Origin of the sequence: Nocardia rhamnosiphila NBRC 108938, assembly GCF_000720425.1 — a bacterium.
Classification (GTDB): domain Bacteria; phylum Actinomycetota; class Actinomycetes; order Mycobacteriales; family Mycobacteriaceae; genus Nocardia; species Nocardia rhamnosiphila.
The window spans coordinates 298,520-312,331 of record NZ_JOAJ01000002.1 but is presented as its reverse complement, the minus strand read 5'-3'; the positions used below and the strand labels follow the sequence as shown (position 1 = coordinate 312,331).

Here is a 13,812-nt window from a genome sequence, read left to right as displayed (position 1 = left end):
AACGGGCCCGGTGGCCCCGGACAGCGGATATTCGGAGTAGCGAGGATTCGGAGCAGCAATGAGCGAAGTACCGTCGGGCTATCGACAGCGTCCCGACTATCGAGTGGACCTGCTGGCCCGCACCAACACCTTCACCGCGACCGTCGGTGCGCGGCAACTGGCGTCCAGTGACGCCTGTCTGCTGGTGGACGAGCAGGATCACGGCCTGGTCGTGTACTTCCCGCCCGAGGCGGTGGATACGACCCGGCTCGAACCCATCGATCTGCACACCCTGTGCCCGTACAAGGGCGAGGCGTCCTACTGGGCTCTGCCGGGCAGCGATCGTCCCTGGATCGCCTGGACCTATCCGCAGCCGCATCTACCGGTCGCCCGGCTGGCCGGTTATATCGCGTTCGACCAGAATGCCGTCGCGGTGACGATCGGAGCCGGGCGCTATACAGGGGTCCGGTCGTGAGCGCGGACCCGGCCGGATCGGCCGGTACGGACGCGCGGGAGTCGTCGATGGCGCGGATGATCGAGATCTTCGATATACGAGCCGATCCCGCCGATCCGGTGCGTTTCCGCGGGGACAGCGACGGCGGCTCCAGAAGCGTGGTGGACGGCAGCCAGATACTCGGGCAGAGCATCGTCGCCGCGTCCAGGACCCTGCCCGGCCGGACGGTGCGCACCGCGCACGCGCTGTTCGTCTCGGCGGCCGACCCCGATGTGCCGCTGGAGTTCACCGTCACCCCGATCAGGGCGGGCCGGAGTGTCGCGAGTGCCACGGTCGGCGTGTGGCAGGGGGCGAAGATCCGGACCCACTGCACCGTCCTGCTGGACGCTCCGCAACCGGATCTGGTCCGGCGGGATACGCCCGCCGGACCGCAGGCCGCCGGCCCCGAGACCGCCGGTCCGGAGGCGAGTCTGGCATTGCCGGGCCGCGAGGTGCGCATCATCGGCTGTGCCGATATCAACGATCCGGACGAGGTGGGTCCGCCCGTGGTCGACGCCTGGTTACGCTACGACGAGGTGCCCGAATCCGACGAACTCCGTCGCGCGATGCTCGCCCATTTCACCGGTCATCTCGGAATCTCCACCGCGTTGCGGCCGTATCCGGGGCTGGGTACGGCGCAGGCGCATCACACCCTGTCGACCGCGCCCCTCGGGATCGGGATCACCTTCCACGACCCGGTGCGCTGGGACGGCTGGTTGCGCTACCACCACGAAGCGACCTTCGTCGGGGCGGGCACGGCGCATATCCGAGGTCAGATCAGCACCCGCGCCGGATCGCTGATCGGGTCGTTCACGCAGGACGCCATGATTCGCGCGTTCGACACCGGGTCGGTACGCGAGATCCCCAGCGCGGCCCGGCTGTAGTCAGCGCCGGCCCGAACCGGACCGGATCGCCTGCTGGGCCAGCGTCGACGACGCGTTGACGATGCCGTCGTCGAACCGCTGCAGCAGCAGTGCCTGGGTGGCGGCCAGATGCGCGCAGGCCATGTGCTCGGCCGCCGACGGCTGCCCGGCGGCGATATCGTCGACGATTTTCTGGTGGGTGCGTACCGCGGCCCGGGCCTGCTCCGGCGACGGATACTCGCCCCGGCCGGTCAGGGCCTCGGCCCAGGCCTCCTCCTGCGCCGACCACAGGGCGACCAGACTGCTCACCACGTATCGCACCGTCGCGTTCGGGGTGAAGGACACCACGAGATCGTGGAATTCGCGGGCGGTCTGGGTGAAGGCCACCCCGTCGTCGATCACTTCCGCGGATTTCTCGATATTCGCGGTGAGCGCCGGAACCACCACCTCGAGCCGATCCTGGCGGCGCGCGCATTCCGCGGCACACATGGGTTCGAGCATCTGCAGGCCGGTGGCCAGATCGCGCAGCGTCACCCGGCCGCCCTGCAGGGCCAGCCCGAGATGGTAGGCGGCCGAGGTCTCGTCGGGCCGGTGGACTTCCGCGCCGCCGACGTTTCCACGCCGCACGGTGACCAGACCCTCGGTTTCCAGGATGCGGATGGCCTCCCGGATCGAGGGATAGGAGACACCGAACTCCTGGACCAGTTGATCCTGGGTCGGCAACCGGTAGTCGTCGGTGCCGTTGAGGATGCGGGTCCGCAGTTCGGCCGCCACGGTCTGGGCCACCCGATGCTGGGTGACCCGTCCCCGCCGTGGGGCCGTCACGAGGACCGCTGCCGGTCGCGAAGATGCACCATGGCGCGAGTTTATCAGTGAACCTATTAGCTCTTAAAAGATTGCAATCCTTGTAAAAATGGGAGCTCAGGTACTGTCCGCCTTGAACTGGTTCACCGGGCCCTTGTCCATCCGTACCTCCACCCGCCCGTCCGGTTGCAGGACGGCGGCGGGCCGGTGCTCGGAGAACCGCCGGCTGTAGAGCTCGAGCCGCTCGATCAGCACACCCTCCGGACGGTTGTAGACGATGCCCGGCACACAGGTGAAGATCCAGCTGGATTTCTTGGCCTGATCGGCGGGAATCGACACACTGTCGGCGCCGTTCTCGATCGCCAGGGTCACCCGGTACTTGTGGAACGATCCGGTGCCGTTGTTGATCGCCGAATACGCCACCGGGATCACCGCCACGATCTCGGGAGCGAGCCGCACCTCGATGATCTCCTCCGTGTGGCCGCCGCCGCGCTGGATGTCACCGCGGCCGCGGTCCCCGAGATGGCGCACCAGATCGCCGTACCGGGGATTCGCCGGAATGCCGGCAGCCGGGAACGTCGCGACATGCACGATGTTCCCGTCGGCCAGGACGACCAGCGCGTAGGCCTCGTAGTCGGTCCCGCTGGCCCAGGCCACCCGCAGCCGGACCAGCGGCGCCTTCTCCAGGAGCACCGGCGGCGCGCCCTTGGTGAGAGTGACGGCGCCCTTGGAGAAGTTCACCCCCGGCGCCGGCGGGGTGGTGGGCGGGGGATACGGGGCGGTACTCGGGGCCGGTGGGGCGAATTGTGCCGCGGGCGGGACCGTGGGCTGTGCCGAAGGTGCGGACGGCGGGGGCGGTACGGGTGGCGACGGGTATCCGGATGCCGGGGCGGTGCGAGGTGCCACCGGTGGCGCTGCGGCGACCTGTGCGGGAGCCGGGGCCGGTGCGTCGTCGTCCACGGTGATACCGAAATCGGTGGCCAGACCGGCCAGGCCGCTGGCGTATCCCTGACCCACATTGCGGAGTTTCCAGGCGCCGGCCCGCCGGTACACCTCGGCCAGGACGACCGTCGTCTCGGTGTCGAGCCCGGTGATGGGCAGATCGTAGGTCTCGCCGTCGCGCTCGGTGATCGCCACGCGCACCGCGATACCGCCGAAGGATCCGGTGTCGACCGAGGCGGCGACCACGAGCCGGTCCGTACTCGCGGCGACCCGCGGCAGGTCGATCTCGATCGCGGCACCGGCCAGCCGGACGGCGCCGTCCGGGGAGGCCGGCTGGTTGTAGAAGACGAAATCGTCGTCGCTGCCGACCTTGCCGTCCGCGCGCAGGCAGAGCACGGTCAGGTCGATACCGGCCGGCGCCGCGGTGATCCGCAACGGGCCGCCCGCGACGGCGACGTTGCCGCCTTTGCTGATCACTCGGGACATCTGTACTCCGGTCGCTCGACTCGGTTGTCCTATCCAGCCTAGGTCCCGGCGCTCGCCCCGGTGCGGGCTTCCCGGCACCGGGCCCGCGGGCGCTCATCGCGGTGTGCGTACGCACCGGCCCATCCGGCAACAATTTCCACCACCGAGAATTCATTGATTGCCGAGCCGGAATCGAAATGGATAATCCTTCGGTACGCCGAAACGGGGGTCGATTGTGGAAAAGAGCTCTTATATCGTGTCAGTTCTGTTCGAGCGTTGACCCGAGTGGGTCCGAAATCTCCGTCGTTTCGCGGGCGGATATCTGCGGCGAATGCATGGTGGCGGCGTGGGAAGTATTGCGCTGCATTGCTTTACGCAATTCTGATTCTTCCGGGCGGCGTCGGCGCCGTGGCGACGGCCGCGGAACCCGGCCCGGCGCTCTCCCGTATGGATGGTCTTGCCTGGACAGGGGTGGTGGACTCGGACGGCGTCGCCCTGGCCGACTACCCGTTCCTGGTCGACCGCGGCGGACTGTCGAACCCGGGCGCCACCGTCTTGTGGACGCTGATCGGCCTGGAATTCGTCGGCTACATGGTTATCGTGACGACGGCGATATGGTTCATCGGATATTCGTTGAGTTTCCGTTGGCTGGACCTTTTTTCGGCGGCATTACATGGTGTCGCCGAAGCGCTTTCCCGGCAGCTCGCCGATCCGGTGATATCGCTCACCGCGGCAACGCTGGGCGCATTTATAGTGGCGTGGTTGATAATTCGCGGAAGTCCGGGCAGGGCGGCCCGGCAAACCGTGACGATGGTGGCGGTCGCCGGGCTGGGCGGGCTGCTGGTGTTCGGTCCGGGGGCGGACCTGTTGTCCGCGGACGGATTGCCGGCCCGCGGTCGGGATGTGGGGATGTCGATCGTGGCGGGCCTGAACGGTGCGCGCACCGAGCCCGATCGGCTCGTCGAGACGTTGTCGGCGAGTATGTCCGACGATTTCGCCCGGCATCCGGTACAGGTCTGGAATTTCGGGCATGTGCTCGACGACCGGTGCGGCGCGGTGTGGAGCGCCGGCGTCACCGCCGGAGATATCGACGCCCTGCAATCCGGTATCGCGGGATGCGGCGATCCCGCCGCCGCGGAACGGATCGCGCGGCCGACGATGGGTCAGTTCGGCGCGGGTCTGCTGCTGCTCGTCGGTGCCACCGTGCTGCTGGTGTTCGCCGCCCTGCTGGCCGGGCTCGTACTGCGGTGCGCGCTGGACGCGATCTACCACGGGTTCCTGGCGATCTTCGGATTCGCCGCCGGCGGCTACATCTACGGGCCCACCCAGACCTTCCTCGTCCGCAACCTCGTCACCTGTGGTTTCGCGGCGGTCCGGATGTGTGCGTTCACGGTGTTCCTCGGCCTCTACCTGCTCCTCCTGGGCAACCTTTTCCGCCGGGCCCCAGGGCAGGTGATTCCGGTGCTCGTGCTCGCGGCACTCGTCGAGGTTGTGGCGATCTCGCAACTGTCCCGGCTCCGTCGCGGACTCTCCCAGGGCTCGGCCGGGGTGATCGAGCGGATCGGTGTGGCGCTCGGAGGTCGCGCCACACCGGGGTCGGCCGGTGGTGCGGGCGGGCGATCCGGTGTATCGCAGCCCGGGATCATCAGGGCGCTCGGGGACCTGAACACCCTCGACGAGTCGCCCCTCGTGGCGTGGGCGGCGGCCGGCACCGTGCGTCCGTTCGACCCCCTGGCCCGTGGCCGCGCAAAGGCGCAGCGGGCAGCTGTCGCCTCCGGCCCGAGCATGGAGGAATCCTTCCGGTGGAGTCATCTGGCCCGGCACAACTGGCGCCTGGTGGCGTTGCGGGAAGCGGAGCGCTTCGGTGGCACCGGCAGTGAGATGGGGGTGGCGCGGACACTGAAGATGATGCGTGACAATCGGATCCCCGACTCCCAGCTGGTCCCGGTACTGCGGGCGATCGGCGTACCCGATCAGCTGGTCACCGGTGCGCTGGCGGCGTTCTCGGTGCAGGAGACGACCAGATCGCAGGGACCGTACGGATTCCTGCCCCTGCAGAAGGCCGTGGCCGCCGCGTACGCGGCATACAACCGGGCGGGAGAACCGGGCGCGCGGGCGTTCGCGGCGCAGGCGGTGGTCGCGGCGGAGGGTTTCGCCCGGCACAGCAACGCACCCGCCGCAACGGCCGTTCCGGACCGGGATTTCCTCCGCCGGGTCGAGCGGAACCGGGATTCCGGTCGCGCGTTGCGCGCCGCGATCTCACCCGGCGAATGGAATACCGCGGGGCGCGATACCCGCTGGTCGATCGGTAGCCGGCTGTCGGCGGAACATCTCGGTGTGGCACAGGCCTACTACGACGATCCGACGGAGGCCAACCGCGCTCGGCTGCTGCGTTCGGCCATGCGGGTCGCCAACCTGGATCACCTGATTCCCGCGGAAGGGCTCGATCCGTGGCATCCGTGACCACACCCCCTGGTCGCGGGTGGTCCCGATCCCGGGCGCCCGCGACAGGGAGGCCCGCCCGGCCCCTCACGCCGTGCCGGGCGGACCTCCGCGCCCCGATCAGGAGGCGACGACGCCGCTGATCTCGTTGGGGGTCTCCGCAAGGGTCACCGACGCGGTCACCGTGCCGGACGCCAGATCGATGCGGTGGATCTGCTTGGTCGCCGTATCGCTGACATAGGCGATACCGTCCCGGACGAACAGCGCCGGACGCGGCTGCTGCCAGTCGATGGGTTCCTGCCACGGGTCGAGGACATCGATCGTCCGGACGACCTTGCCCGTCTCCGGGTCGATCACCCGCAGCCCGCCGTCGGTGCCGAGGACGAGCGCCTCGCCCTCGGGCCCGCGTGCCAGCGACCGGAAGGTGTAGCTGGTGCCGATATCGACCAGACGGATGGTGCCGGTTTCGGTATCGATCAGCGAGATCTGTTCGGGACGTTCCAGTTCCGCGTGCTCGTCCTTCTTGTAGTCACCGAGCACGATCGGCGACTCGTCGCTACCGGCCTGGTTGCCGATCCGCCCGTAGGAGTCCGGGCTGGTGACCTTGGTGAGTTTGCCGTCGCGGTAGACCAGGACCCCGTTCTGGCAGCCGACGACCAGCGTATCGCCGGCCGCGGTGGCCTCGCCGTGCACTCCCGGGCACTGCTCGCTGCGGGTGATCTCCTGGCGATCGGCATCCAGGATCGCCAGCCCGACCCGCTCCTCCTCGGTACCGAGGGTGACGGCCAGTTCGCCGCTCTCCAGTTCCACCGCCACCCCGTGATGGGCCTCCGCGGCACGGTATTCGCTGGTCTTCGGGGCGCCCTTGGCGAGTTCGGCCGGGTCGAACGAGGTCACGGTGCCGGTACCGTCGGCGAACAGCACCGTGCGACCGGCGTGCCGCACCACGTGTCCCGGTTTCGGGCCGGGGAACTCGATATCGGTGAACTGTCCGCCGACGGCGTCGAACACCCGGAAGCCCGCGGAGGTCGACACGATAATGTGCCGGTCGTCGCCGGCCGGATTGACCCGGTTGAATCCCGCGAGTTCGACTCCGCCGCCGCGTACCAGTGTGTTGCCGTCCAGGAGATGGATACCACCGTCATAGGTCACGGCCAGCGGATCGGCGATCGCCGTCTCGTCGGTGGTGTCGGTACCGCAGCCGCTCGCGGCGACGACCGCGGTGAGCAGGCCGGTCAGGGCCGCGGCCCGGATCGGGCCGGTCCGAATGTGCATAACGCTCCCTCATTCTTTTCTGCTGGCTGCGGCAGCGAGATATCGCAGCGTTCCCGGTTACGCGGAGGCCAGACCCTCGACCATCGCGGTCGTGTTGGCGCGCATCATTTCCAGGTAGGTGGCCGCGCCGGCACCGGGCGCGGTCAGTGATTCCGAGTGCAGACCGACGATGCGCACCTGCACACCCGCCTGTTCGGCGAGGGCACGGGCCAGCCGGTCCGGCCGGGCGGAATCCACGAAGATCGCCGGTACGCCGGTGGTGCGCACGGCCGCGGCCAGCTCCGCGAGATCGGCGGCGCTCGGCGAGGCGAGGGTGGTCCCGCCGGGGATGACGGCGCCCACCACCTCGAAGTCGAACCGGGCGGCGAGATAACCGAACACGTGATGATTGGTGACCAGTTTGCGGCGCTCGGGCGCGATACCGGCGAACCGGTCCGACATCCACTGCTGCAACCGGTCGAGTTCGGTGAGGTAGCGGTCCGCGTTGGCGCGCACGGTCTCGGCGTCGATCCCGGGAACCGTGTCGATCACCCGGTCGCGGATCACCTCGACGGCGCGGTGCACCCGCTGCGGGTCGGTCCAGAAATGCGGGTCGGGTTGCCCCGCGGCGTCCCCGCCGCGATAGGGGAGGGGATCGATCTCGGCGCCCACCGGCAGGGTCGCGACCCCGGCGTCCGCGGCTGTCGCCACATGACGGGCCAATCCCTCTTCCAGGCCCAGGCCGTTCTCGACGATGAGGTCGGCGTCGTCGAGAACGGCGGCCTCCTGCGCCGAGAGGGCAAAGGAGTGCGGGTCGGAATTCGGCGGCATCAGGACCGTGACCGCTGCCGCGTCACCGACCACCGTCCGGGTGATGTCGCCGAGAATATCGGTGGTGACGACGATTCCGCCGCCACCGGAGTCGGTGACGCCGCATCCGGCGACGGGCAGTAGCGCGACGAGCAGGGTTACCCAGATTCGGCGTGCGATGTTCATCGGCCGGTCTCCACCATCAGGTCGGGGGTGATGTCGAGATCGAAGGTGCGGGCGATTCGCAGTCCGTCGGCGTAATCGATCTCGTGGATTCGCCGGCCGGCCGGGTCGTTGACGTAGGCGCGTTCCGCGTCGACCAGCAGGACCGGTGGTGTCGCGGGGTCCACGGGCCCCGACGGGAGCGTGCGATGCCCGGTCTCTGCCCCGGTTTCCGGGTCGTAGGAATGCAGGACCCCACCGGCGTCCAGGGTCAGGACATCGGTGCCCGCACCCGCCGTGGTCGCCGCGACGACGGGTCCGGGGCCGATCGGCCGCCAGGCGCGGTGGGCGATATCGAGGACGAGGGCCCGCGAATCCCGCACGACCACCAGCACATCGCTGCCCCGGCGGTGGAAGAACTGCGCCGCACTGCCGGTCGTACCCGGCGGGTACGGCAGCTTCTCCGCGGTGAACCGGTCGTCGCGTTCGGTGATCACCAGCGCACCGTCGGCGCAGGAGAACACGGCGCCGCGGCGGGTCACCGTCTGCCCGCCCGGCTGTTCGCAGCGCGGTTCCAGGGTCTGGGCGGGCCTGTTCTCCCGGTCGCGCACCTGGATGCGCCCGGTGTCCGGGACGAGGAGGTGACCGCCGTAGGGGAGGGCGGCCCTGTCGAGCACCGGACCGGGCGCGAGAGTGCCTTCGTCGAGTGCCGCACGGTCCACCAGGACGGTCGAACCGTCCTGCCGCACCGCTGCGGCGACGACGGGATCGCTGTGCGCGGACCGGACCGATCCCGGCAGTGCGCCCGTCCGGCGCGGCTGCGCCCGGTAGTAGTGCACATGATCGCCGTGATCGACCACCCAGCTGCCGCTGTCGAGGAGGGTGGTCTCGCCGGCCGTTGCCAGGTATGCGTAGCGGCCGTCGTCGGCGAGATGGGTGATACCCGGCACCGGGTCCTGGGTGAGGACTTCCTCGGTCACCAGGTCGAGGATGCGCACCGCGCCCGCGGACCGGTCGGCGAGCACCAGTCGCGGCTGGGCGCTCGCGCTCTCTTCGGCGCCCGCGATATAGCCGTGCGGCACCGATTCGGCAGGGGCTTCGCCGGTTTCGCCACCGCACGCTGCGACCGGAATGAGCAGCAGTGCCGCGGAGATCACTCCGGCTGTCCGGCCGGCCTGGTTCCCGGTGGTGCTCATCCAGCGGGAAGCGCGTCCGGCGCGCGGCCCGCCGGAGGACCTGTCGCGCAGCGCGGCGCGTAGCCGGGCGCCGGTCGCCACCGCGAAGAAGATACCCACCGCCGTCGCGGCGATGGTCGCGCCGGCCGCGGTACCCGCGTGCCAGGAGATGACCAGGCCCGCGATGGTCGCCAGGGCGCCGAAACCGGCTGCCAGCAGCATGATCCGCGGGATGCGGTGGGTGCAGTAGGTGGCGGCCGCGGGTGGTGCGACCAGGAGTCCGAAGACCAGCAGGGTCCCCACCACGTGGAACGACGCGGCGATCGCCAGGGTCAGCAGGGCGAGTAGTGCGATCTGCGCCCGGCGGGGATGCAATCCGAGGGTCTGCGCGGTACGCGGATCGAAGGCGAGGGCGAGGAAGGCCCGGTGCCCGAGGATCGTGATCGCCAGGGCCGCGCCCAGCGCCGTCAGCAGGAAGAGCAGATCACGGGGACGGGTCGCGAGCACATCGCCGAAGAGGAATCCGGTCAGGTCCACCGCGAAGGATTGGGATCGCGATATCAGGATGACCCCGATCGCGAGCATGCCCACGAACAGCAGTCCGATGCCGGTATCGGTGGACAGCCGCCGGTTCCGGCTCAGGACCGAGACGCCGGCCGCCATGGCGGAGGCGCTCACCACCGCGCCCAGCAGGAGGTTACCGCCGAGCAGGGCCGCGACGGCGACTCCCGGCAGCATGCCGTGGGCCATGGCCTCACCGAGAAAAGCCATGCCGCGCACCACAACCCAGGTTCCGGCCAGCGCGCACAGGCAGGACACCAGCAGTCCGCCCCATAGAGCTCGTTGTACGAAGGTGACTTCGAACGGGGCGATCAGCCAATCCATGGACAAAGACATTAAACTGATAACGATTGTCATTACAAGCTTGTTGGCGGGAGTCACAGAATGCGCACGGCGGGAATCGAGATCACCGGCTTATCCGCGGGCTACCAGGGAAACCGGGTATTGCACGAGGTCACGGCGGTAGTGCCGGGTGGGCAGGTCACCGCGCTGCTGGGCCCCAACGGCTCCGGAAAATCCACCCTGCTCGGTGTGCTCGGCGGTATCGTCGCGCCGACCGCCGGCGCGGTCGCCGGGATCGGTGGATCCCGTCCGGCGCTGGTCGTCCAGCAGCAGGCGGTCCCGGCCACGCTGCCCATCACAGTCGGTGAAACGGTCGCCATGGGTCGCTGGGCGCACCGGGGTCTGTGGCGCCGGATCACCCGGGCCGATCGGGCGATCGTGGCGGACTGCCTGGCCAGGATGGATATCGCCGATCTGGCCGGGCGTCGTCTGGACACCCTGTCCGGCGGGCAGCGGCAGCGTGTACTGCTCGCCCGCGCGCTGGCGCAGCAGTCCGGGCTGCTGCTGCTGGACGAACCCGGTACCGGGTTGGACGCCGCCGCGCGGGCGGCGATCGGCGCGGCGATCCGGGAAGCCGCCGACGACGGGGTCACGGTGGTGCACGCCACGCACGATCCGGCCGCGGCCCGGGACGCCGATCACTGCGTGCTGCTGCGGGACGGACGCGTGGTGGAGGAAGGGGAGCCCATGGCAGTCCTGGCCGCAGCCGCCTGAGCCCTGGTGCGACGATGAGAACATCCTCTACTGTTTGTCTCACCGCTCGCCCGTAGCGACGACAAGGAGGTCGGATCGTGGTCGCTCATCAGCCGTCCGCGCCGCCGCCGGCCCTGTCCCGCCGAGCCGCAACCGACCGAGGGGAGCCGTAGTGCAGAACCGCCCGACGGCAGCCGAGCTGCTGGAATCACTCGCCGAACTGCTGGAGGACACGCTGCTGCCGGCCCTCCCGCCCGACCTGCAGCACCGTGCGCGGGTCGGCGCGAATCTGGCCCGCATCCTCGGCCGCGAGGCCGAACTCGGGCCCGCGGCGGCGGCTCGGGAACAGGAACTGCTCGCGGCGGTCCCGGTCGGTGACGACGACGCGCTGTGGCGGGCGCTCACCGAGGTGGTCCGCGCCGACCTCGCCATAGCCAAACCCGGCTACGACAGCTGGGAGGGCGAATGACCGCCGATCCGGTCGGGGGCCTGACCGACTATCTGACCGGCGCGCTCGGCGGTCCGGTCACGATCACCGATTTCCAGTTCCTCTCCGCCGGAGCACGCCGCCGCAATATCGCCTTCACCGCCACCGTCGGGCGGACGCCGCGGCGGCTGGTGGCGACCATCGTGCCGCCCACCGTCGAACTGATGCCGGTCGACGGCGAGGCCGGGGTCCGCGAACTGGCCCGCGCGCACGGTGTACCGGTACCGGCGGTGGTCGCGGTCTGCACCGATACCCGCTACGTCGGCGAACCGTTCGTCGTCTCCGAGCACATCGATGGAGAAACGGTGCCGCGCAAAGTGTTACGAACGCTCGCCGCGTCCGGCAACGCGGCGCGGACCGCCCGCCAGTGGGGCGCGGCCATGGCCCGGTTGCACAGTATCGACCCGGCCGCCGCCCCGGAGTCGGTACCGGCCGCCGGCGCCGACCCGGCCGCCGAGCACTTGGCCGAGGTCGAGGGCGCCGCCCGCGCGCTGCTCGCCGACCGTCCCGTCTTCTCCCTGGCCCTGCGCTGGCTGGAGAAGCGATTGCCCGGACCGCCGCCGGCGCCCGCGCTCGTCCACACCGATATGCGCAACGGCAACCTGATCGTCGATGCCGACGGATTGCGCGCGGTCCTGGACTGGGAGGGCACCCAGCGGTTCGGCGACCCCATGCGGGACGTCGCCTGGCCCGCGCTGCGGATGTGGCGTTTCCGGGAGGACGCGCGGGAGTTCGGCGGTTTCGCCGACCGCGACACCTTCGTGGGTGCCTACGAGGAGGCGGGCGGAACCTTCGATCTCGACCGGTACCGCTGGTGGAAGGTCATGGGCACGCTGTACTGGGGGGTGGGGCTGGCCCAGCAGGCGGCCGCCCACCTCGACGGCACCGTCCGCGACATCGTGATGGCCGCCAGCGGGCGGCGCGTATCGGAGATCGAATGGGATCTGCTCATGCAGATCCGCCCCCGCGTGAAAGCATAGGAGAGACCGTGGATTTCGAGTTGCCCGCCGACCTGTCGGCCTATCTCACCGAACTCGACGAGTTCATCGAACGCGAGATCCGGCCCCTCGAACAGGCCGACGACAACATCCGGTTCTTCGACCATCGCCGCGAGGACGCCCGCACCGATTGGGAACGCGACGGCCTGCCCACCGAGGACTGGGAGGCGCTGCTGGCCGAATCCCGCCGCCGCGCCGACGCCGCCGGCCATTACCGCTACGCCTTCCCGAAGGAGTTCGGCGGCCGCGACGGTACCAATCTCGGCATGGCGGTCATCCGGGAACATCTGGCCCGCCGCGGTCTCGGCCTGCACTGCGATCTGCAGAACGAGCACGCGATTGTCGCGAACAATGTCGGCCTGCTGCTGATGCTGGAGTACGGCACCGCGGAGCAGAAGGCGCAGTGGGTGGACGGTCTGGCCGCCGGCACCCGGTTCTTCGCCTTCGGTATCACCGAACCCGAACACGGCTCCGACGCCACCCATATGGAGACGACCGCCGTCCGCGACGGTGACGACTGGGTCATCAACGGCACCAAGACCTGGAACACCGGCGTGCACCTCGCCGACGCCGACCTCATCTTCGCGCGCACCTCCGGCGCCGCGGGCGACGGCCGGGGCATCACGGCGTTCCTGGTACCCACCGAGACCGCGGGATTCCGGGTGGAGGAGTACCTGTGGACCTTCAATATGCCCACCGACCATGCCCGCGTCTCGCTCACCGATGTGCGCGTCCCGGATTCGGCGGTCTTCGGGCGGGAGGGCCGCGGGCTGGCCGTGGTCCAGCACTTCTTCAACGAGAACCGTATCCGGCAGGCCGCGTCCAGTCTCGGTGCCGCCCAGTACTGCGTGGATCGCGCGGTGGCCTACGCCAATGAGCGCAAACCGTTCGGCAAACCGCTGTCGTCGAATCAGGCCATCCAGTTCCAGCTGGTGGAACTGCACACCCAGTGCGAGATGCTGCGGGCGCTGGTGCACAAGACCGCCTGGTCCATGGACACCTACGGGACGTTCGCGGTGTCGGAGCAGGTGTCGATGTGCAACTACTGGGCGAACCGGCTGTGCTGTGAGGCCGCCGACCGCGCCATGCAGGTGCACGGCGGACTCGGGTATTCGCGCTACACCCCGTTCGAGCACATCTACCGTCATCATCGCCGGTACCGCATCACCGAGGGCGCGGAGGAGATCCAGATGCGGCGGGTGGCGGGCTACCTGTTCGGTTTCATGGATCGTGCCGTGGTGAAGGGCGTCGGATCCGGGCGGTCCGAACGAGGATGACGGGGCGGGGACCGCACCGCGGACGCGGCGGGGCGGCGACGTAGCGTCGTCCCCGGCCCGCGTGG

General features: G+C 69.6%; 12 protein-coding genes. 7 read left to right on the top strand and 5 right to left on the bottom strand.

Annotated features, from left to right (window positions below):
• The first annotated feature begins 58 nt into the window (after nucleotides 1–58).
• Together IG75_RS0110265 and IG75_RS0110260 are read left to right on the top strand one after the other, a co-directional pair.
• Nucleotides 59–454 (top strand): DUF427 domain-containing protein, encoded by a 396-nt coding sequence (locus tag IG75_RS0110265; RefSeq protein ID WP_030520970.1) that lies wholly within the window; start codon nucleotides 59–61, stop codon nucleotides 452–454.
• Entirely contained in the window at nucleotides 451–1,356 is a 906-nt protein-coding gene (locus IG75_RS0110260; protein ID WP_030520969.1) for an acyl-CoA thioesterase, read from the top strand. The genes IG75_RS0110265 and IG75_RS0110260 overlap by 4 nt, the downstream gene beginning before the upstream one ends.
• Here IG75_RS0110260 and IG75_RS0110255 read toward each other — a convergent pair whose 3' ends face one another.
• Nucleotides 1,357–2,160 carry a FadR/GntR family transcriptional regulator gene (locus IG75_RS0110255; RefSeq protein WP_030520968.1) on the bottom strand — a complete coding sequence of 268 codons (804 nt, stop codon included), beginning with the start codon at nucleotides 2,158–2,160 and terminating at the stop codon, nucleotides 1,357–1,359.
• Nucleotides 2,161–2,256: 96 nt separating this feature from the next.
• Nucleotides 2,257–3,567, bottom strand: coding sequence for a TerD family protein (locus IG75_RS37295; protein WP_081876777.1), 1,311 nt, complete (start codon nucleotides 3,565–3,567; stop codon nucleotides 2,257–2,259).
• A gap of 345 nt (nucleotides 3,568–3,912) precedes the next feature.
• On the opposite strand from IG75_RS37295, the gene IG75_RS0110245 reads away from it, so the two are divergent.
• A complete protein-coding gene (locus tag IG75_RS0110245; protein ID WP_156060984.1) occupies nucleotides 3,913–6,009 on the top strand; it encodes a hypothetical protein in 2,097 nt (698 codons plus the stop codon).
• 99 nt (nucleotides 6,010–6,108) lie between these two features.
• Here IG75_RS0110245 and aztD read toward each other — a convergent pair whose 3' ends face one another.
• From aztD to aztB, 3 genes are read right to left on the bottom strand one after another with little or no spacing between them, the layout of a single operon-like run.
• Nucleotides 6,109–7,263, bottom strand: a complete 1,155-nt coding sequence (gene aztD, locus IG75_RS0110240) for a zinc metallochaperone AztD (RefSeq protein ID WP_030520965.1) — start codon at nucleotides 7,261–7,263, stop codon at nucleotides 6,109–6,111.
• Nucleotides 7,264–7,320: 57 nt separating this feature from the next.
• Nucleotides 7,321–8,238, bottom strand: coding sequence for a zinc ABC transporter substrate-binding protein AztC (gene aztC / locus IG75_RS0110235; protein ID WP_030520964.1), 918 nt, complete (start codon nucleotides 8,236–8,238; stop codon nucleotides 7,321–7,323).
• Complete coding sequence (gene aztB, locus IG75_RS39035; RefSeq protein ID WP_030520963.1) at nucleotides 8,235–10,274, bottom strand: zinc ABC transporter permease AztB; 2,040 nt, start codon at nucleotides 10,272–10,274, stop codon at nucleotides 8,235–8,237. The genes aztC and aztB overlap by 4 nt, the downstream gene beginning before the upstream one ends.
• A 60-nt stretch (nucleotides 10,275–10,334) precedes the next feature.
• On the opposite strand from aztB, the gene aztA reads away from it, so the two are divergent.
• The 4 genes from aztA (at nucleotide 10,335) to IG75_RS0110210 (ending at nucleotide 13,747) form a co-directional block, all read left to right on the top strand.
• Nucleotides 10,335–11,006, top strand: coding sequence for a zinc ABC transporter ATP-binding protein AztA (gene aztA / locus IG75_RS0110225; RefSeq protein ID WP_036513273.1), 672 nt, complete (start codon nucleotides 10,335–10,337; stop codon nucleotides 11,004–11,006).
• 151 nt (nucleotides 11,007–11,157) lie between these two features.
• Nucleotides 11,158–11,454, top strand: coding sequence for a DUF6285 domain-containing protein (locus IG75_RS0110220; protein WP_030520961.1), 297 nt, complete (start codon nucleotides 11,158–11,160; stop codon nucleotides 11,452–11,454).
• The gene (locus IG75_RS0110215; RefSeq protein ID WP_030520960.1) at nucleotides 11,451–12,452 is read left to right on the top strand and encodes a phosphotransferase family protein; all 1,002 of its coding nucleotides are present in this window, start codon (nucleotides 11,451–11,453) and stop codon (nucleotides 12,450–12,452) included. Before IG75_RS0110220 ends, IG75_RS0110215 begins: the two co-directional genes overlap by 4 nt.
• An 8-nt stretch (nucleotides 12,453–12,460) precedes the next feature.
• On the top strand, nucleotides 12,461–13,747 hold the full coding sequence (locus IG75_RS0110210) for an acyl-CoA dehydrogenase family protein (RefSeq protein ID WP_030520959.1): 1,287 nt from the start codon (nucleotides 12,461–12,463) through the stop codon (nucleotides 13,745–13,747).
• Nucleotides 13,748–13,812: the final 65 nt, after the last annotated feature.

Bases quoted from the DNA above. Each gene is read 5' to 3' on its own strand.
- IG75_RS0110265 (WP_030520970.1), top strand. From the start codon at position 59: ATGAGCGAAGTACCGTCGGGCTATCGACAGCGTCCCGACTATCGAGTG.
- IG75_RS37295 (WP_081876777.1), bottom strand. From the start codon at position 3,567: ATGTCCCGAGTGATCAGCAAAGGCGGCAACGTCGCCGTCGCGGGCGGC.
- aztD (WP_030520965.1), bottom strand. From the start codon at position 7,263: ATGCACATTCGGACCGGCCCGATCCGGGCCGCGGCCCTGACCGGCCTG.
- aztC (WP_030520964.1), bottom strand. From the start codon at position 8,238: ATGAACATCGCACGCCGAATCTGGGTAACCCTGCTCGTCGCGCTACTG.
- aztB (WP_030520963.1), bottom strand. From the start codon at position 10,274: ATGGATTGGCTGATCGCCCCGTTCGAAGTCACCTTCGTACAACGAGCT.
- aztA (WP_036513273.1), top strand. From the start codon at position 10,335: ATGCGCACGGCGGGAATCGAGATCACCGGCTTATCCGCGGGCTACCAG.
- IG75_RS0110215 (WP_030520960.1), top strand. From the start codon at position 11,451: ATGACCGCCGATCCGGTCGGGGGCCTGACCGACTATCTGACCGGCGCG.